Genomic DNA, 18,141 nt, shown 5'->3' on the forward strand with positions numbered 1-18,141 from the left:
TCATGAACCTCTTCCGTATCCTCATCCTTTCGCTGGGGCTGTTGCTGGCCATCCAGGCTCCAGCCGCCGGCCACGTCATCGACGCCGTGGAGTTCGAATTCCAGGCGGACGAAAAGGAATGGCGCCTGCTCGGCGAGGTGGACATCGCCTTCATGCTGCCGGAGATGCGGGGCGTGCCGGACGGGCTGCCGCTCAGCCGGGCGAAGACCCTGCAGGCACCTCCGGAGGAACTCGCCCGCTACCGCCGCGAGACGGAGAGCCAGCTCCGGAAAATGCTGTCCCTCAGCTACAATGACGAAACGGTCCCTTGGCGGATTGAGTTTCCGGATTTCAAGAAGGTGCCCTTTGATCTTCCTGAGGACGCGGGGGATACCGCGCTGCTTTCGGTGAAAATCATCGCGGATGCCAAGCCGGGGCCGGGCAGGCTGGTGGCCCACTGGGAGGATGACCTGGAGTCTGAGTTCATCGCGGTGTTCGATGAAGCGGGTGGCCCGGTGGTGACCGCCGCACCAGGCGGCTCGACGGTACTGTTCCGGGTGGACGGGGCAGGGGCGGTGGAGCCGCCGAAGACGCGGCTCTCAGAGTGGCTGGTCTCCGGCTTCCACCATGTCATCCCCCTCGGGCTGGATCACCTGCTGTTCATCCTCGGGCTGTTCCTGATGGCGCCGAAATGGAAGCCGCTGGTGGGCCAGTCGCTGCTTTTCACGTTGGCCCACTCGGTGACCCTCGCGCTGGCGGTCTTCGGTGTGATCTCCCTGCCCGGGAAATGGGTGGAGGTGGCCATCGCCGCCAGCATCGCCTTCATCGGCTTCGAAAACCTGTTCGTCCGCAGACTGGGCAGGCAGCGGGTGATCCTCGTTTTCCTGTTCGGGCTCATCCACGGCTGCGGCTTTGCCAGCGTGCTCGGTGAGAAGCTGGAGGGAGTGAAGGGGAAAGCCCTCGCACTGCCACTGGTGGGGTTCAACCTGGGGGTGGAACTGGCCCAGATCACCGTTCTGGCCGCCGCATTCCTCCTGCTGTGGCCTTTCCGCCGGTGGACGCGTGAGATACAGACGGGCGGTTCCATCGTGGTCGCGCTGTGGGGCGTGAAGTGGGTCATCGAGCGGGCGTTTTTCGGCGCTTGATCCCCGGTCGCGGGCCGGACCATCGTCGTTGCGCCGATGAAGGAAATGCTCGCCGAACTCGAACGCTGGGGATCCGATGTGATCTTCGGCCGGGCGAAGGGTTTCCGCGCCGCGATGATGCGGATGGCGATGACCACGCTTTCGGGCGTGTTCCGCCTGCTGGTGCAGACGCGTCTGGCGCTTTTCCGCACCGGGTGGAAGCCGCAGAGGCACCTTGGCACCCTCGTCATCTCGATCGGCAACATCACCGTCGGGGGGACGGGAAAGACCCCGGTGACGGAGTTTCTGGCAAAGACACTGCGCGACCGCGGGCGGCGCGTGGCGATCCTCTCGCGCGGCTACAAGAGCAAGAAACTGGACCGGCCCCAGAAGTGGCGGCACCGGGACGGCTCCCAGGTGGACCCGGAGAAGATGCCGAAGATCGTCTCCACCGGTTCCGCCCTCCTGCTTGACTCGAAATACGCGGGGGATGAGCCGTTCATGCTGGCGCGGAACCTCGATGGCGTCTCCGTGGTGGTGGACAAGGACCGGGTCAAAGGCGGGCGCTTCGCCATCAACGAACTGGACGCGGACACCCTGGTGCTGGATGACGGCATGCAATATCTGAACCTCGCCCATGGCATCGACATCGTGCTGGTGGACGCCGGGTCGCCATTCGGCACGGAGGCGCTGCTGCCGCGCGGTACCCTGAGGGAACCGCCGAAAAACCTCCGCCGGGCGAGCTACATCTTCCTGACGAAGTGCGACGGCACCTCCAACGAAGCGCTCATCAAGCGCATCCGGAAATACAACCGGACCGCGGAGGTCGTGGAGACCACCCACGGGCCGATCTATCTGGAGAACCTGTTCACCCGTGAACGCAAGCCGCTGCATTTCCTGAAGGGGAAATGGGTGGCCGCCATCAGCGCCATCGCGGTGCCGGAAGCGTTCGAGCGCTCTGTGGAGAAGCTGGGCGCGCGGGTTGAGGTGCGGCGGCACTTCTCCGACCACCACCGGTTCACCCGCAAGGATGTGGACCAGTTCATGCAGCGCTGTGTGGAGCGGGACATGGATCTGATGATCACCACGGAAAAGGACGCGGTCCGCTTCCCGCGTCCCACCGAGCTGAACGTGCCGATCTTTTTCCTGCGGATCGAGGTGGAGATCCTGAAGGGCAGGGAAGTGTGGGACAGGATGATCGACCGGCTGTGCGATCCCCAGCCGCCGCTGGAGCAGGCCTTGAGGAACCGGAATGCCTACCGTCCCTAACAGACGCGCTCATTCCCTCTTCCCTTCCTGATAGGTGGACGATCCGGATGCCGTTATATTCCAACCCGGAATCGGCGTCCTTCCGGTGGTCGCGTCGTCCGCGCCGCTGGATCCGGAAGCCCGGAAGCAGGACACCGTCCGACCCACCGCACACGTCATGGATACCGACATCCGCGTCTCCGCCTCAGAGCTTTTTTTACTGCCTGTCACCACCCGGGTGCCGCTGAAATTCGGTGGGGAAACACTGACCTCCATCACGTGTGCACGTGTCCGGTTGAGGGTGGAGAGGACGGATGGACGTGAAGCCGACGGGTGGGGTGAGACGCCTCTCAGCGTCCAATGGGTATGGCCGTCGGCACTCTCCTATGAGGAGCGCCATACGGCGTTGTGCGATTTCTGCCGGCAGCTTGCCCGGGCATGGCCACAATTTCCCAATCAAGGGCACGCGATGGAAATCGGGCATGACTTCATCGAAGATGAATTGGGCCGCCAACTGCGGATCTTCAATGATCAGCGCCCGGAGGGATCCACCATGCCGTGGCTCGCGGCATTGGTCTGTGCTTCGGCCTTTGATCTTGCCCTGCATGATGCTTACGGAGTGGCCAACGATGTGGCCACCTACGAGACCTACCGGGCTCCATGGATGAGCCGCGATCTGTCCACCTACCTGAGTCCTGCGGAGGATCGTGGGGATCTGTCTTTCAAGGGGAGGTTTCCGGCTGACTTCCTGCTCCCCCAGCGGCGGGACGAGCTGATGGCATGGCATCTGGTGGGCGGCCTGGATGCGGTCGATGAAACGGACCTTTCCGGGGACGAGCCGGAGGATGGTCATCCGGTGACCTTGGTTGACTGGATCCGCCGGGATGGACTGAAAGCCCTTAAAATCAAGCTCCGCGGAAATGACCCGGAGTGGGATTACCAGCGGCTTCTGCGGATCGGCAGGGTGGCGCTGGAAATGGGGCTTCTCTGGCTCACGGCGGATTTCAACTGCACGGTGACGGATCCCGCTTGCGTCACGGGTATCCTCGACCGCCTGAGGGATGAGGAACCTGGGGTGTTCGCGCTGATCCTCTATGTGGAACAGCCTTTCCCCTATGAGCTCGATGAACATCCCATTCCCGTCCATGCCGTGGCTTCACGGAAGCCCCTGTTTCTGGATGAAAGCGCCCACGATTGGCGGAACATCCGCCGGGGACGGGAACTGGGATGGAACGGTGTGGCGCTCAAGACCTGCAAGACCCAGACCGGCGCGCTCCTCAGCCTGTGTTGGGCCCAGGCCCATGGGATGACACTCATGGTGCAGGACCTGACCAATCCCATGCTGGCCCAGGTGCCCCATTGTTTGCTGGCCGCACACTCCCCCACGATCGCCGGTGTGGAAACCAACGCCATGCAGTTCTATCCGATGGCATCGGAGACGGAGGCAAGGATTCATTCCGGACTCTACCAGCGGCGGAATGGCACCATCGACCTCCGCAGTGTCAGCGGTCCAGGCTTCGGACTGCGCGTGGATGAAATCCGGAGACACCTTCCTCCTCCGGAAAGCATCGGCTAGCAAGGAGTCTCCATCACCAGTGGGCGTCTCGTACGTGGTGTGAGGGGGGCACCCTCACCCGCTCACGGAGCCTTGTTCACCTGGTACCAAGCCTTCGCGCCTAGCAAGCTGTTGCCGGACTTTGAGCGCAGGGCGCTGAGATCGAGCAGGTGCAGGTACTTTTCCTTCAACGGACCGTCTAGATCGAGGGTGAGCGTCCTGCCATCCCCTGAAAGCGTCGCTTTGGCGGGCAGCTTCGTTTCATCGATTTTCGGCGAACCGTAGTTGGCGTGATACTTGTAAGTATGCCGCTTCGCGCTGACGCCGCCGGTGGTGGACGGGTCCACGGGTTCAGAAAAGGTGACGGTGAAGCCGGATTGCGTCGCCTTCACACCGGCGATGGAGAAGAACGGCTTTCCGTTCCATTTCACGCGGGTGATTCCGAAGGAACCGGCCCAGGAGAGGGCGGTCTTGCCGACGTAGAGGGAACCATCCTTGCCGAAGGCCAGGCGGTTGTTGCCGATGCCGAGCGGGGAGCCGTCGAGGAAGGGAACCAGGGCGGTCTGGAGTTGTCCGGAAACCTCGTCATCCAGCACGCGGACGAGCCACGGTTGGTTCATCTCGCCGATGAGGGTCTGCCGGTCGAACTCCTTGGGAAAGGCTCCGTCCGGGATGATGACCGGCTCGGTGGGGGAGTTGGCCAATTCGCCTTGCGGCATGTAGCCGACGGCGGGGGTTTGCATGCGGTCGAGTTCATCCGCGGAGATCTTCATCGGATCCCGTCCGTCCCAGTCCTTGCGCCAGATGAGGGAGGCGGGGTGCCCGTAGAAGCCGTCCTTTTTGATCTCGTAGAGCGGGCTTGTGGGGCGCCAGTCGCCCTGGTTGTCCGTGACAAGGAGGCGGCCACGGGCGTCGAAGCCAATGCCGTTCGGCGAGCGGAATCCACTGGCCCAAGGCTCGGAAGTCCTGCCATCGGCGGAGAGCTTGATGACCCAGCCGCGGTAGGGCACGCGGGAGTACATCCGGCCCGCCAGCTTGCTGTTTTCCTTCCAGTTCTTCCCGTCCTTCATCTGGTTGAAGTCCGCCTGGCCGATCTTGGAAAACTCGCCACGGACTTCCGGGCGGATAGGGGCACCGTTCGAGGCAGCTCCCAGCACGATGAACAGCGAGCCGTCCTTGTCCCGCACTGGACCGTAGGCGAATTCGTGGTAGTTCCCCGTCATTCCAAAGCCGTCGAAGAAAGTCTCGTAACGCTCGGCCTTCCCGTCCTTGTCGGCATCCACCAGGCGGGTCAGCTCCGCCCGCTGCATCACCAGCAGGCTTCCGTCCGCCTGTGGGAGCATGCCCAGCGGCTCCTGAAGGCCACTGGCAAAAAGGGACCAGGATTTCCCGGCGGGGTCATAGATCATGACCTCGCCCCGGTGGAAGGCGGCGGCGAGTTTTCCGTCCGGCAGCGCTGCAAGCGCACCAACCTGTGGGTCGATTCCCGCAGGGTTCGGGAGCGCCTCGAGCGTGAAGTGGTCCGTCCATGTGTCCGCCAGTGCGGGAGCGACGGACAGCCCGGCGAGGGCGATGAGGCGGGTAAGGATCATCGGAAGCGGAAGGTGAGGGTGAAGGAGGACGCATCCGCCGGGGAGAGGGTGAGGCGGTTCTTGTCCCAGGTGCCGGCGTCGCTGGTGATCTCCACCGACTTGTCCGCCGGGAACTCAAGCGTGAGCGGGGAGGTGGGAGCGGGTGAGAGGGTGAGGTGGCGGACGAAGCCACCCGCAACGGGTGTGAATCGTTCGGTGACGTCCCGTTCGCCGATGGTGTAGCGGAACAGGGGCAGGCCGCCGTCCATGTCATAGCCATGGAATCTGGGCGTGCCGTCAAAGAGGGGGGCGGCCTCCGTGTAGCGGACAGTGCCTTTGATCTTCGCCAGCGAGCTGCCGTTGCCTTTCCAGTAGGGGTAGCCCTCGAGGAAGCCGCCCGTCCACGCATAGCGCAGTCGGCAGGCCCCCGCGTCCCAGCAGAGGGAGGTCTGGTCATCGAGCGCGATGGCGATGGCCGCCGGACCGGCGTTCGGCAGGAAGATCCGCTGGACCTGTGGCCGAGCGGCCTGGGTCGGGGAGTGGGCGAAGGGATCGCCTTTCTCGACCTTCTTTTCCTTCACGCCTTCCGCGATGGCCATCATGTGGGCGTGGATGGCCCTCAGTCCGGGTTCCCCCACATGGACCATGGAGGGCATGTCCACCGCGCCGGGACGCTTTTTGCCAGGGGCGACAGCCCATTTCACGAAGTCATCCGGTTTGCCGAGGTAGAGCTTGCGGATCTCCACCAAGGAAGGACCGACCAGTGATTGGTCCAGAAGGTGGCAGGCTGCGCAGTTGAGGGTGTGGAGGCTGGCTCCATCCGGAGGGCTTTGCGCGGGGCAGAGGGTTGAGGCGGCCAGGAAGGCGGCGGAGAGATGCGGTTTCATCAAACAGGGATGCAGGAAATCATGCCGGGCGCGTCGCGGCGCGGTGTGAGGAAACGGCGCGGAGGGTGGGAAGATTTCAGTGGAAATCAATCCAGCCGGGCCTCAAGCGCGGGAGTCCACAGGTGCGTGACGATCTCCTCCTGCGCGGCTTCCATCGCCTCCCGTTCCGCCGGGTCCGCATCCTCATGGCCTGCGAGGTGCAGCAGTCCGTGGACAAAGTAGCGCAGAAGCTCGCGGGCGAGCGGCTCGCCATACTCCGCGGCCTGGCGTTCCGCCACCTCCACGCCGATGACGATCTCCCCGTGGTGGAAGGTGATCACGTCCGTCGCACCCTCGATGTCCATGAACTCGCGGTGGACGCGGTCGCTCGTTTCATCATCGACGAGGGCGACTTCCAGCGTGGCCAGGAACGAAAGAGGGCTGTCCTGCTGGGAAGCGCGGGCCAGGGCAAGGGCGGCTGCCTCACAGGCGATGCTTTCGTAAGCGGTCAACCATGCCTCGGGGACCTCGATGGCTTCCTGGTTGTTGCCGATGATGATCTCAAGCGACATGGGTTTGGTGTTGGGACGGGAGTTTTCAGACGCTCTCCAGCCGCTGGGTGCGGCCGCCGCGGGTCTGGTCCGCCTTGTCCGTCGGGGTGGCGGGCCGCTGGATGTCGGACGCGCGCTTTCCGCCCGCGGTGGTGTCATCCTTCGGATAGTCGATCCGGGTGTGCAGCATGCTGCGCAGGGTGCTGGCGAAGCTGTCCTTCACCGCCGCCAGTTCCTGCAGGGTGAGCGGGCACTCGTTGAGCTGGTTGTCATTGAGGCGGGAGCGGACGATGTCCTCGACGAGCTGGCGGATCTTCGCCGGGGTGGGTTTCTGGAGACAGCGGGAGGCGCTCTCGATGCCGTCCGCGAGGGAGATGATGGCGCTTTCCCTGGTGCTGGGGCGGGGACCCGGGTAACGGAAGTTTTTCTCGCCGATCTGGGGCAGGTCCTCCGGGTTCTCCAGCTTGCGGTCCACCTTGTCGAGTTCGGCCTTTTTCTGCTCCTGCGCGCGGCGGTAGAAGTAAGCCACCAGGGAATCACCGTGGTGTTCCTGGATCACGTCGATGATCCGGGGGTTCAGCTTGTGCTTCACCGCCAGATCGACCCCGTCCTTTACGTGGGCGATGATGATGAGGGCGCTCATCGTCGGTGTCAGCGCATCATGGGGGTTCTCACTCCCGTCGTGCTGGTTTTCGATGAAATAGGTGGGTTTCTTCAGTTTGCCCACATCATGGAAATAGGAACAAACCCGGCACATCGGGGCGTTCGCGCCGATTTTCTCGGCGGCGGCCTCGGCGAGTGATGCGACGACGAGGCTGTGGTGGAAGGTGCCGGGAGCCTCAAGCTGCATCTGACGCAGCAGCTTGTGGTTCAGGTCGCTCAATTCCAGCCAACTGATGTCCGTGGTGAGGCGGAAGAAGCCTTCGAACACCGGAAGAAGACCGCTGATGAGCAGCGCGGTCACCACGCCCGTGCCAAACACGGCGGCGCAACCCTTGCCAAGCAGCCGGAGACCGTCCGCGGCCTGCGGGCCGAAGGCGGATGACATATCCAGCCTGCCGAGGATGAAGACCAGAATGAGCGTCACCGCACCCACATAGAGACCCGCGCGGAGGAGCTGCACCCGCTTGCGGATGCGTTCCGTCAGCACCACGGCGGTCATCCCGCCGACCAGGCTGACGATCAGGAAGCCGATGACATCCGCCCTTGGCACGAACAGACAGCCGATGAAGCTGACGAACACGGTGGAGAAGGAGCCCACGTTCCGGCCCAGCAGGACGCTGTGCAACATCGGCACAAGCGCGAAGGGGATGAACAGGAAGCTGAATGCCTCCGGAAGGGAGGCGGATGTATTGAGGGAAAGCACCACCCGGACGATGGCGAGATGGCCGATGAGCCCTCCCAGAACGAGGATGACCCGGCTGTTCCGCTGGCAGGAATTCACATGGCTCTGGTGGAACATCACCAGCGCGGTGAGGGAGATGACCGCCGCGTACATCCCGCCCTTGACGGGGTTGTCCGCGAAGGTGGAATCCACCGGGGCTTGGATCACCATCACGGCGATGGTCACCACAAAGGTGGCGTAGAGGGACAGGCGAACCCAGAAACTCTCCTCCAATGCCTGGATCACAGGGTTCTCACTGTGGACACGGCGTTTTTTGCCGGACGACAGCCCTTGTCGGGCGAGACGCCAACGTTTGATTGCGTTGAGAAAACCCACGGTGGCTTGGAAGGCGGTTGCAGTCGCGGGCTGGCACGGGGCCGTCTCGCGTGGGGGGACCCTACGCCCCTTTCCAAGCCTTGGCAATGGGCAAATCCGGACGCCCGGAGGCTCGGGAAACGGTGGTCTGCCGCAAAGAAGAAAGGCCGGATCAGGTGATCCGGCCTCTCGGGTTTGATGGGAAAGTGATCCTGTCGGATCAATCATTTCTGCTCGCGAGTCTTGTCCGCCTCGTTCTCGATCGCGTCGGCGGCTTTCTCGGCATTGTCCCGTGCGGCATCCGCGGCCTTCTCGGCATTGTCGGCTGCGGCGGGGTCGGTTTTCTTGAGGGCATCCGCGGTGTCTTCTGCGGCATCTGCGGCTTTCTCAGCATCCTTGCGGACCGTATCCGCCTGTTTTTCAAGGGTGTCCGCCTTGTTCTCGAGAGCGTCCTCGCGCATGTTTTCCTGCTTGGAGTCACACGAGGTGAACAGGAAAGCTGCCGCGCTTGCTCCGAGGATCTGGGTGATGATGGTGGTTTTCATGGTGGTATAGTCGGTTGGTCGCCGGGTAGGCCGGTTTGAGGAAACTAGTTGCAGGGAGTGTGCCGTGCCTGTTTTCAATGACTTACGTGTCAAATGTGGCGATTTTCCCGTGCGCGATGCCTCCGGGTTCATGCTTTATGCAAGCCGGTGCCGATCGTCCGTGATTGTCTTTCGGTCCGGGTTGTGATCTCTGATGCCATGTCTTGGAAAACTCCGTTGGTCTGGTTGCTGGTATCGGGCGGGATGGCCACCGCGCAGGCGGTGCTGATGCCCGAGGGAATGAAAAAGGATGTGGATGGCCTGTTGGCGCAGTATCCCGCGCTGAGACCCGCGTATTATGGAAAAGGGAAGGATGCGCTCTCCCAGGCGCAGGATGCGGAGGGATTCATCGGCTCCCCGGACGCGGAGTTCATGCGCGCGGCCACAAAGCTGAGATGGGTGCACATTTTCAGTGCGGGCATCGACAAGCAGCGGGAACTCCCACGTTTCCAGGATAACAGCCTGACCGTGACGAGTCTGAAGATCCAGCAGGGGCCGGAGATCGCGGACCACGCCTTCGCCCTGCTGCTCGGCCTGAGCCGGAACATGGCGGCGTACTATGCCGCGCAGGAGCAGGGGGAGTGGATCAAGTCTTCGCGCGAGGGGATGCCGCTCATCGAGCTGCGCGGCAAAACGATGCTCATCATCGGCTACGGCGGCATCGGCACCCAGGTGGGTGAGCGGGCGCGGGCTTTCGGGATGAAGGTGCTGGCGGTGGATGACAAGGACATCCCCCTGACGGTGACGGTGGACCGGTTCGGCAAGCCGGATGAGCTGGATGCGATGCTGCCGGAGGCGGATGTGATCGTCAGTTGCGTGCCCCATACCCCGGAGACGGACGGGATGCTGGGCAAGCAGCAGTTCGGGAAAATGAAAAAGGGCGCCTATTTCATCAATGTCTCCCGCGGCAGGATCGCGGACACCGCCGCCTTGGTGGAGGCGTTGCAAAGCGGCCATCTCGCCGGAGCGGGGCTTGATGTGGTGGATCCGGAGCCTTTGCCGGAGGACAGCCCGCTGTGGAAGATGCCGAACGTCATCATCACACCCCACATCGCCGGTGTGTCGGACGCCCGGAGCGCGCGTTCCAATGAGCTGATCCTGGACAACATCGTGCGGTTCACGAAAGGGGTGCCGCTCAAGAACCAGGTGGATGCGGTGAAGGGCTACTGACCATGCAAGAGTGGATTCCGCGTCGGAGGCTTCATCGCCGGGTGTTCATCGCCGCCGGCATCTACAACATCGCATGGGGGCTGTTCGCCACGGCGGACCCCCAGTGGTTGTTCCGCTTCGCGGGTATGCCGCCGCTGAACCACCCGCAGATCTACGCCTGCCTGGGCATGGTCGTCGGCCTGTATGGCATCCTCTATCTGGAGGTGGCGCGGGTGCCGGAGCGGGGCTGGTTGCTCGCCGCGGTGGGGCTTGTGGGGAAAGTCCTCGGTCCGATCGGTATGGCGGTGCTGATTTTCCAAGGCACCTGGCCGCTCCGGTCGGCCATCCTCTGCCTGACGAACGACCTCATCTGGTGGATCCCGTTCGCACTTTACCTGCGGGATTCCTGGAAGCCGTTCCGGGAATCCCTGGGGAAATAATCCCGCTGGAGCCGGTCAGACCTCGAGAGCGGGCGGCGGTGGGCTGACGACGGGGGCGATGGCGGCCATCGCTTCCTCGATCTTCGCGTTGATCCGGTGCTCCGCGGTTTCCACACCGACGCGGATGGCGTTCTTCACCGCCAGTGCGGAGGAGGAACCGTGGGCGATGATGACCACGCCATTCACCCCCAGCAGCGGGCTGCCGCCGTAGGTTTCATAGCTGCTCTTTTCCTTCAGCGCCTTGAACGCGCCTTGGGCAAGCACGGCTCCGGCGATCCGCAGCGGGTTGCCCTTGATCTCCGCCTTGAGCCACTTGGAGACGGCCTTGGCGGTCGCTTCCACGCTCTTGAGGACCACGTTGCCGACGAAGCCGTCGCAGAGGACGACGTCGAGCTGCGTTTCGAAAAGGTCGTGCCCCTCGACATTGCCGATGAAATCGATGCCCGGGGTGGCCTTGAGAAGCTTGAAGGTTTCCTTGGTGAAGGCGGTGCCTTTCTCGTCCTCCTCACCGTTCGACATGAGCCCGATCTTCGGGCTCTTCACGCCCAGCACGTGCCTGCAGAAGGCGGTGCCCATGACCGCGTAGGCGACGAGGTGTTCTGGCTTGGAGTCGGGATTCGCGCCGGCGTCCAGGATGTGGCAGAGGCCGTGCTCGTTCGGGATCGCGGAGGCGATGCCCGCGCGGTCCACGCCTTTCAGCGTGCGCAGCTTCAGCGTGGCGGCGGCGACGGCTCCACCGGTGTTGCCGGCGGAGACGAAGGCGTCCGCCTTGCCTTCCTTCACCATGTCCATCGCGATGCTGATGGAGGACTGCTTCTTCTTGCGCACGGTCTTCGCGCCCGGCTCCGACATGCCGATGACCTCGGAGGCGTGGACGATGCTGACGCGCTTGTCGTTCAGGTTGAGGCCGTGTTTCTCGCACTCCGCCTTCAGGATGGCTTCATCCCCGACGAGATAGAGGTGGGTGAGTTTCGGGTAGGCGGCGAGGGCGTCCTTTGCCCCTCCGATGTTCACGGCGGGGGCGCGGTCACCGCCCATGGCGTCGAGTGCGACTTTCATACGGATTCAAGATGGCCGGTGGCCGGAAAAAGCATACGAAAAATCACCGCGCAGGGAAGATTCCCGGCGCGGCAATTTTGAAAATAAATCTGTTGCCAGATTTCAGAGTGCCTCCACTTCGACCACCTGGCGGCCGCGGTAGTTACCGCAGGAAGGGCAGGCGATGTGCGAAGGAACGCGGCTGCCGCAGTCGGGGCAGCTCTTGAAGATCGGTGCCTTCCAGCGTTTTGCGCCTTGGCGCATTTTCTGACGGCTTTTGGATTGGCGGCGCTTTGGTACGGCCATGGTCGTGTTCTGTTAAGGTTGGTCCTTTAGGTCGAGAGAATCGAGAGCTGACCAGCGGTCGTCGCTCCCGGCGCGGGGCGGAGTGGGTAGACCATCTTCCCCCGGCTTGTCCACTGATAAATATCGGGAATCGATTTCGCAGGGTTCCGGCTCGTCCGCTTCGTCGATCCGCGGGTCGGCCGGGAAGTTGATCAGGATCTCCTCCCGGAGGGCTTCCGTGGCATCGATTTCCCCTTGATTACCAATCTCCAGCGAGATCGCCGCTCCATCCAGCGCGATGGTTTTGATGAAGCGTTTCAGCGTCACCACGCACGTAAATTCAAAAGGTGCGGAAATCGAGCCGGTGAGCAGCAATTCCGAGCCGAAACGGTGTGCCCACAGGTCATAAACCAACGGTCCGGTGGCGGTGGCATCATCCTCCGGCAGGTCGAAAACGGTTTCCGGCAGCTCTCCGGAATAGGCTTTCCCCTCTTCCGGCAAGCTACCAAGTTCGATCAGCAATCGCTTGTTCATGGCGCTATCGTAACCCGGCTTCTTGCCCCGCCAAGTCAAACTCCCACGCCCACCCTTGGCCGTCCGTCCTCCGGTCACCTGTCCTGGTGGAGGATCCGCCCCGCGGACTCAAAATTTTTGAGGCTAAATATCAGGCTTTTGTCAGGAAAACCGGCCCCCGATGGAGTGACGGAGGAAAGCGGAGCGGAATCTTTTTCAAAAATCCGGCAGATCCCGTTGGCGCGCCCCCGGAACGAAAAATTTTCCACCCCCTAGACCTGCCTCCCACCCCCTCCCTGGATGCCCGATCTTCCTACAACCAGCGACGGATTGGCAATGTGCATGCACCTGCCTCACTACCATATGTTGTATTGTGAATAATTTGTTAATACCAAATGAGCAAACCTGATCCCAAATCGCATTGACCCGGCACCGTGACTGCTATCAGTATCTCCCCCCGGCGCGCCGAACCTTCTCCTAAGATTCCGGACGCGCCGGAGGGACCTCCTCCACAAGCACCATCACCCGATTTTCACCCACGTCAAATGGCCGCCACCACCACCGTCACCGTCGGAAACAAGACCTTCATCCTCGACCGCGAAAAAGCCGAAGCCGCCTTCGCCGCGAAAAAAGTCATCAACGGCAAGGACACCATGTTCTTCAACATCCTCCCGCTGAAATACCAGTGGGCGTACGACCTGTACAAGACGATGAAGAACAACCACTGGGAGCCGGAGGACATCACCATGCAGAAGGATGTCGAGCAGTGGCGCTCCGACGAGATCACCGACGTGGAGCGGTGGATCATCAAGATGGGCATCGGCTACTTCTCCGCCGCGGAAGGCATCGTCGGGGACAACGTGCAGCACGTCACCCGGGAGCTGGTCACCGCGCCGGAACTGAAGCTCGTCCTCGGCCGCCACGCCCATGAGGAGAACATCCACGCGGACAGCCTTGTCTACATGCTCTCCTCGCTCGGGTTGAACCCCCACGAGTGCGAGGCCATGTTCGAGGACATCCCGACGATGAAGGACAAGAACCACTTCGTCGTCTCCAACTCCCGCGCCCTCCGCCGCGACATCGACCTGACCATCCTCGAAAACAAGCAGGCCTTCGCCAAGAACATCTTCCTCTTCGGCCAGGTCATGGAGGGCACCCAGTTCTACGGCCTCTTCGGCATGATCCTCAGCCTCTACCGCCAGAACAAGTTCCCGGGCATCGGCCAGATGTTCCGCTACACCCTGCGCGACGAGTCGAACCACATCGAGGTCTTCCGCAACCTCCTCATGGACCTCATCGATGAAAACCCGGACATCTGGACGGAGGAGTTCCGCGAGGACCTCCGCGCCACCATGGCAGAGGGCATCCGCCTTGAGAAACTCTTCATCCGCGACTGCCTGCCCGTCGCCGCGCTCGGCCTCAACTCCGGCGACTTCGAGACCTACATCGACTACATCGCCGACCGCCGTCTCGCCTCCTGCGGCCTCGCTCCCCTCAACCCCGGCACCTCCAATCCCTTCCCCTGGCTCGCCGAGATGATGGACATCAAAAAGGAAACCAACTTCTTCGAAGGCCGCGTCACGGAGTACCAGAAAGCGTCGGCGCTGTCGTCAGTCGACGACGACGAGCTGTAAGCCGCGATGCGCGTGAGTTTGCTGGTTTTCAGTGTTCAGTTTTCAGGAAGAGAGAAGAAACAAGATGGCGATAACGACCTTTGAGGATCTGGAAGTTTGGAAACGCGGGTGCCAGCTCGCGGTGGATGTCTGTGTGCGGACCCACGATTCCAAAAACTACAATCTCAAGGACCAGATGCAGCGCGCCGCCATCTCCATTCCCTCGAACATCGCCGAAGGTGCCGAGCGCGACAGTGAAGGAGACTTCGTCCGCTTCCTGCGCATCAGCAAAGGTTCCTGCGGCGAACTGAGAACCCAGCTCTACATCAGTGAGTGCGTCCAGAAAGCCCTCGGCCAACCGCCCACCGAAAACTCCCGCGAGATGATCAAGGAGACCCGCGAAATCTCCGCGATGCTCCAGGGTCTCATCCGCAGCATCACTTCCCGCCGCCAGCAAGATTCCCGATAACCCGCTCTGCTATTCCCTGAAAACTGAACACTGAAAACTAGCAACTGCAGCCCACTGTTCACCGATCCTTCCCTTACCTCACCATATGTACCGCTCCCTTAACCTCAACGAAGACCTGGCCCTCAAACAGGTCGTCACCGACCGCTTTTCCCTCGAAGACCGTGGCTTCGCCTGGCGCGAAGTCCTCCCTTCGGAAAAGCGCAATCCCATCCCGGACATCACCATCACCCGCGGCACCACCGACACCCACTTCTCCCTGGAAGACGTCGCGGACGCCATCGGTGACTCCCTCACCGACCTCCTCATTTCCCGCAGTGAGGACGAGAAATCCATCTTCTCCGACGTCAACCGCAAGTTCGTCTCCGACGTCGCCCACTCCGTCGCCTCCTTCCTCACCAAGTCCCTGGACGACGGCGGCCGCCTCCGCCTTTCCGAGGGCGACCTCTACCTCCTCATCGAAAAGGCCCTCCTCGAGAACGAGGCCTACGACGTGGCGAAGTCCCTCGCCTTCCGCCGCTCCCTGGAGAAGACCGGCTCCGTCGATGTCAACGCCAACCCCCACGCCCTCCCCGTCCGCCTGATCCGCCGCAGCGGCAACGTCGTCCCGTGGTCGGAGACCAAGATCGAGATCGCCGTGCGGAAGGCCTTCCTCACCATCAAGGAAAACCCGGAGCCCGCCGTCGAGGTCGCCAAGGCCGTCACCGACCGCGTCCGTTGCGGTGACTCCTCCTTCGTCCACATCGAGGACGTCCAGGACATGGTCCAGGAGGAACTCATGCGCCAGGGCCACTTCAAGGCCGCCACCCACTACGTCCGCTACCGCGACGAGCGCGCCCGCCTCCGCCGCGAGGAGGAGGAAAACACCGACGACGCCAACCAGGAGTTCATGATCACCGTCATCACGGATGACGGCCAGTCCTCCTTCTGGGACGGCAGTGAGTTGCGCAAACGCATCGCCTACGCCTCCATCGGCCTCGACATCGACATGCCGGAAGCCGAGATCGAGCGCGAGCTCCGCCGCTCCGTCGGCAGTGAGATCTCCGAAAAGGACCTCAAGAACACCATCATCCTCAATGCGAAGGCCCTCATCGAGAAAGACGCCGACTTCGACAAGTTCGCCGGCCGCATCCTCCTCTCCTACATCTATGAGGAAGTCCTCGACTGGAGCATCCAGCGCGACGGCATCGACAAGCTCAAGGCCGCGCACAAGGCCGCCTTCAAGAGCTACCTGAAACACGGCGTCGCCATCAAGCGCCTCCACCCGGAGATCCTGGAGGCCTACAACCTCGACAAGCTCGCGGAAGCCTTCGACCCCACCGCGGACCTGGACTTCGACTACCTCGGCATCCAGACCATGTATGACCGCTACCTCATCGTGGACAAGACCGGGGCAAAGCAGCGCCGCATCGAGACGCCCCAGTTCTTCTGGATGCGCGTCGCCATGGGCCTCTTCAAGAAAGAGGAAACCGCCCGGGAGGACTGGGCCATCCGCCTTTACAACCTCTACAAAGGCCGCCGCTTCTGCTCCTCCACGCCCACCCTCTTCAACTCCGGCACCCTCCACAGCCAGCTTTCCTCCTGCTACCTCTACAAGGTGGACGACTCCATCGAGTCCATCATGCAGCGCGGCATCGCGGAAAACGCCTACCTTTCCAAGTGGGCCGGCGGCCTCGGTGGATCATGGACCGCCGTCCGCGGCACCGGCGGCTACATCCAGGGCACCAATGGCGAGTCCCAAGGCATCATCCCGTTCCTGAAGCTCCACAACGACCAGCTCGTCGCCGTCAACCAGGGCGGGAAACGCCGCGGCTCCGGCTGCGCCTACCTCGAGACCTGGCACAACGACATCGAGGACTTCCTCGAGCTGCGGAAAAACACCGGTGACGAGCGCCGCCGCTGCCATGACATGAACACCGCCAACTGGATCCCCGACCTCTTCATGAAGCGCATGGAGGACCGGGAACAGTGGACCCTTTTCCGGTCGAACGAGGTCCCGGACCTCCACAACCTCTACGGCCAGGCCTTCGAGCGCCGCTACACGGAGTACGAACAGATGGCTGCCGATGGCAAGATCTGGGGCCGCCAGTTCCCCGCCCTGGAGCTCTGGAAGAGCATGCTCAAGATGCTGTTCGAGACCGGCCACCCATGGATCACCTTCAAGGATCCCTGCAACGTCCGCTCCCCGCAGGACCACGTCGGCGTCATCCACTCGTCCAACCTCTGCACGGAGATCACGCTGAACACCTCGGATGAGGAAACCGCCGTCTGCAACCTCGGCTCCGTCATCCTGGACACCCACATCACCCGGGACGGCGCCCTCGACCATGAGATGCTGAAGGAGACCATCACCGTCGCCATCCGCGCCCTGGACAACGTCATCGACATCAACTTCTACCCCACCACCGCCGCCGCCACCGCCAACAGCCGCCACCGCCCCATCGGCATGGGCGTCATGGGCCTCCAGAACGCCCTCTACAAGCGGAACCTCGCCTTCGCCTCGGACGCCGCCGTCGAGTTCAATGACGAGTTCATGGAAGCCATCGCCTACTACGCCTACAGCGCCTCCAGCGACCTCGCCGCGGAGCGCGGCACCTACTCCACCTACAAGGGGAGCAAGTGGGACCGCGGCCTCATGCCACAGGACACCCTCGATCTCCTCGAGGACGAGCGCGGTCGCAAGATCGACGTCCCGCGCGGCGGAAAGATGGATTGGTCCGTCGTCCGGGAAAAGATCGCGAAGAACGGCATGCGGAACTCCAACGTCCTCGCCATCGCCCCCACCGCGACGATCTCGAACATCACCGGCACCACCCCCTGCATCGAGCCGAACTACAAGAACCTCTACGTGAAGTCCAACCTCTCCGGCGAATTCATTGTCCTTAACCGGGAGCTCGTGCGGGATCTGAAAAAAGCCGGCCTCTGGAACCAGGAAATGGTGGATGAACTCAAATACTTCAAAGGAGAACTTGAGGACATCGATTGCATCCCCGCCGAAATCAAGAAGAAGCATAAGACCGTCTTCGGCATACCGTTCGAATACATCATCGACGCTGCCGCCCGCCGGCAGAAGTGGATCGACCAATCTCAGTCGGTGAACCTGTTCCTCGCCACCCCGGACATGAAGACCCTCTCGCACATGTATCGCCGCGCTTGGGACAAGGGCCTCAAGACTACCTACTACCTCCGCACTCTCCAGGCCAACGACAGCGAATCGTTTACTGGGAAAGTCGTGAAAGATATCCGCGGCTTCATGGCCGGTGCCACCGCCCCGGCAACGGCTCCGAAGCGGGAATACACCGCGGAAGAGAAGAACGCCTGCAGCATCGATGCGATGCTGAACGGCGGGACGTGTGAGGCTTGCCAATAATCAAGCCATTACCTTGATAAATTATGTGACAATCACTTATGAGCAAATCTGAAAAAAGAGAATCGAAAGAATCCCGGTTCTATTTTTGAA

At 62.3% G+C, this 18,141-nt stretch carries 16 protein-coding genes; 8 read left to right on the forward strand and 8 right to left on the reverse strand.

Going from position 1 to position 18,141, the window contains the following annotated elements; translation table 11 throughout:
• Window positions 1-2: 2 nt before the first annotated feature.
• The 3 genes from OVA24_RS04330 to OVA24_RS04340 all read left to right on the forward strand — a co-directional run bounded on the left by OVA24_RS04330 (window position 3) and on the right by OVA24_RS04340 (window position 3,927).
• On the forward strand, window positions 3-1,124 hold the full coding sequence (locus tag OVA24_RS04330) for a HupE/UreJ family protein (protein ID WP_267673858.1): 1,122 nt from the start codon (window positions 3-5) through the stop codon (window positions 1,122-1,124).
• Between the two features lie 45 nt (window positions 1,125-1,169).
• Window positions 1,170-2,372 (forward strand): tetraacyldisaccharide 4'-kinase, encoded by a 1,203-nt coding sequence (gene lpxK / locus OVA24_RS04335; protein ID WP_267673860.1) that lies wholly within the window; start codon window positions 1,170-1,172, stop codon window positions 2,370-2,372.
• Window positions 2,373-2,820: 448 nt separating this feature from the next.
• On the forward strand, window positions 2,821-3,927 hold the full coding sequence (locus OVA24_RS04340) for an enolase C-terminal domain-like protein (protein WP_267673862.1): 1,107 nt from the start codon (window positions 2,821-2,823) through the stop codon (window positions 3,925-3,927).
• 62 nt (window positions 3,928-3,989) lie between these two features.
• On the opposite strand, the gene OVA24_RS04345 is transcribed toward OVA24_RS04340, so the two are convergent.
• From OVA24_RS04345 to OVA24_RS04365, 5 genes are all read right to left on the reverse strand, one after another.
• Window positions 3,990-5,498 carry a DUF7133 domain-containing protein gene (locus OVA24_RS04345; protein ID WP_267673864.1) on the reverse strand — a complete coding sequence of 503 codons (1,509 nt, stop codon included), beginning with the start codon at window positions 5,496-5,498 and terminating at the stop codon, window positions 3,990-3,992.
• Window positions 5,495-6,364 carry a hypothetical protein gene (locus tag OVA24_RS04350; RefSeq protein ID WP_267673866.1) on the reverse strand — a complete coding sequence of 290 codons (870 nt, stop codon included), beginning with the start codon at window positions 6,362-6,364 and terminating at the stop codon, window positions 5,495-5,497. The genes OVA24_RS04345 and OVA24_RS04350 overlap by 4 nt, the downstream gene beginning before the upstream one ends.
• An 86-nt stretch (window positions 6,365-6,450) precedes the next feature.
• Entirely contained in the window at window positions 6,451-6,915 is a 465-nt protein-coding gene (ybeY, locus tag OVA24_RS04355) for an rRNA maturation RNase YbeY (protein ID WP_267673868.1), read from the reverse strand.
• 25 nt (window positions 6,916-6,940) lie between these two features.
• A complete protein-coding gene (locus tag OVA24_RS04360; RefSeq protein ID WP_267673869.1) occupies window positions 6,941-8,524 on the reverse strand; it encodes an HD family phosphohydrolase in 1,584 nt (527 codons plus the stop codon).
• Window positions 8,525-8,817: 293 nt separating this feature from the next.
• Window positions 8,818-9,138 (reverse strand): hypothetical protein, encoded by a 321-nt coding sequence (locus tag OVA24_RS04365; protein ID WP_267673872.1) that lies wholly within the window; start codon window positions 9,136-9,138, stop codon window positions 8,818-8,820.
• Window positions 9,139-9,336: 198 nt separating this feature from the next.
• Between OVA24_RS04365 and OVA24_RS04370 the strand changes: the two genes are divergently transcribed.
• Both OVA24_RS04370 and OVA24_RS04375 read left to right on the forward strand, forming a co-directional pair.
• Window positions 9,337-10,347 (forward strand): D-2-hydroxyacid dehydrogenase, encoded by a 1,011-nt coding sequence (locus OVA24_RS04370; protein ID WP_267673874.1) that lies wholly within the window; start codon window positions 9,337-9,339, stop codon window positions 10,345-10,347.
• Window positions 10,348-10,388: 41 nt separating this feature from the next.
• Entirely contained in the window at window positions 10,389-10,766 is a 378-nt protein-coding gene (locus OVA24_RS04375; RefSeq protein ID WP_267673876.1) for a hypothetical protein, read from the forward strand.
• A 15-nt stretch (window positions 10,767-10,781) separates the two neighbouring features.
• Here the strand turns inward: OVA24_RS04375 and plsX are convergent, their stop codons facing one another.
• From plsX to OVA24_RS04390, 3 genes are all read right to left on the reverse strand, one after another.
• Complete coding sequence (gene plsX, locus OVA24_RS04380) at window positions 10,782-11,825, reverse strand: phosphate acyltransferase PlsX (RefSeq protein WP_267673878.1); 1,044 nt, start codon at window positions 11,823-11,825, stop codon at window positions 10,782-10,784.
• A 102-nt stretch (window positions 11,826-11,927) separates the two neighbouring features.
• Complete coding sequence (gene rpmF, locus OVA24_RS04385) at window positions 11,928-12,110, reverse strand: 50S ribosomal protein L32 (RefSeq protein ID WP_267673882.1); 183 nt, start codon at window positions 12,108-12,110, stop codon at window positions 11,928-11,930.
• Between the two features lie 12 nt (window positions 12,111-12,122).
• The gene (locus OVA24_RS04390; RefSeq protein WP_267673884.1) at window positions 12,123-12,701 is read right to left on the reverse strand and encodes a YceD family protein; all 579 of its coding nucleotides are present in this window, start codon (window positions 12,699-12,701) and stop codon (window positions 12,123-12,125) included.
• 446 nt (window positions 12,702-13,147) lie between these two features.
• On the opposite strand from OVA24_RS04390, the gene OVA24_RS04395 reads away from it, so the two are divergent.
• The 3 genes from OVA24_RS04395 (at window position 13,148) to OVA24_RS04405 (ending at window position 18,051) form a co-directional block, all read left to right on the forward strand.
• Window positions 13,148-14,236, forward strand: coding sequence for a ribonucleotide-diphosphate reductase subunit beta (locus OVA24_RS04395; RefSeq protein ID WP_267673886.1), 1,089 nt, complete (start codon window positions 13,148-13,150; stop codon window positions 14,234-14,236).
• 64 nt (window positions 14,237-14,300) lie between these two features.
• Window positions 14,301-14,684, forward strand: a complete 384-nt coding sequence (locus OVA24_RS04400) for a four helix bundle protein (protein ID WP_267673888.1) — start codon at window positions 14,301-14,303, stop codon at window positions 14,682-14,684.
• A gap of 85 nt (window positions 14,685-14,769) precedes the next feature.
• Window positions 14,770-18,051: a ribonucleoside-diphosphate reductase subunit alpha gene (locus OVA24_RS04405; RefSeq protein ID WP_267673890.1), complete on the forward strand. Its 3,282-nt coding sequence runs from the start codon at window positions 14,770-14,772 to the stop codon at window positions 18,049-18,051.
• The last annotated feature ends 90 nt before the right edge of the window (window positions 18,052-18,141 follow it).

It is taken from the genome of Luteolibacter sp. SL250, assembly GCF_026625605.1.
GTDB lineage: Bacteria > Verrucomicrobiota > Verrucomicrobiia > Verrucomicrobiales > Akkermansiaceae > Luteolibacter.

What these genes read in the sequence shown, in the direction of transcription:
- OVA24_RS04365 (WP_267673872.1), bottom strand. Translation starts at nt 9,138, where the DNA reads ATGAAAACCACCATCATCACCCAGATCCTCGGAGCAAGCGCGGCAGCT.
- OVA24_RS04400 (WP_267673888.1), top strand. Translation starts at nt 14,301, where the DNA reads ATGGCGATAACGACCTTTGAGGATCTGGAAGTTTGGAAACGCGGGTGC.
- rpmF (WP_267673882.1), bottom strand. Translation starts at nt 12,110, where the DNA reads ATGGCCGTACCAAAGCGCCGCCAATCCAAAAGCCGTCAGAAAATGCGC.
- OVA24_RS04350 (WP_267673866.1), bottom strand. Translation starts at nt 6,364, where the DNA reads ATGAAACCGCATCTCTCCGCCGCCTTCCTGGCCGCCTCAACCCTCTGC.
- OVA24_RS04370 (WP_267673874.1), top strand. Translation starts at nt 9,337, where the DNA reads ATGTCTTGGAAAACTCCGTTGGTCTGGTTGCTGGTATCGGGCGGGATG.
- ybeY (WP_267673868.1), bottom strand. Translation starts at nt 6,915, where the DNA reads ATGTCGCTTGAGATCATCATCGGCAACAACCAGGAAGCCATCGAGGTC.
- OVA24_RS04395 (WP_267673886.1), top strand. Translation starts at nt 13,148, where the DNA reads ATGGCCGCCACCACCACCGTCACCGTCGGAAACAAGACCTTCATCCTC.
- OVA24_RS04345 (WP_267673864.1), bottom strand. Translation starts at nt 5,498, where the DNA reads ATGATCCTTACCCGCCTCATCGCCCTCGCCGGGCTGTCCGTCGCTCCC.
- plsX (WP_267673878.1), bottom strand. Translation starts at nt 11,825, where the DNA reads ATGAAAGTCGCACTCGACGCCATGGGCGGTGACCGCGCCCCCGCCGTG.
- OVA24_RS04330 (WP_267673858.1), top strand. Translation starts at nt 3, where the DNA reads ATGAACCTCTTCCGTATCCTCATCCTTTCGCTGGGGCTGTTGCTGGCC.
- lpxK (WP_267673860.1), top strand. Translation starts at nt 1,170, where the DNA reads ATGCTCGCCGAACTCGAACGCTGGGGATCCGATGTGATCTTCGGCCGG.
- OVA24_RS04340 (WP_267673862.1), top strand. Translation starts at nt 2,821, where the DNA reads ATGGAAATCGGGCATGACTTCATCGAAGATGAATTGGGCCGCCAACTG.
- OVA24_RS04405 (WP_267673890.1), top strand. Translation starts at nt 14,770, where the DNA reads ATGTACCGCTCCCTTAACCTCAACGAAGACCTGGCCCTCAAACAGGTC.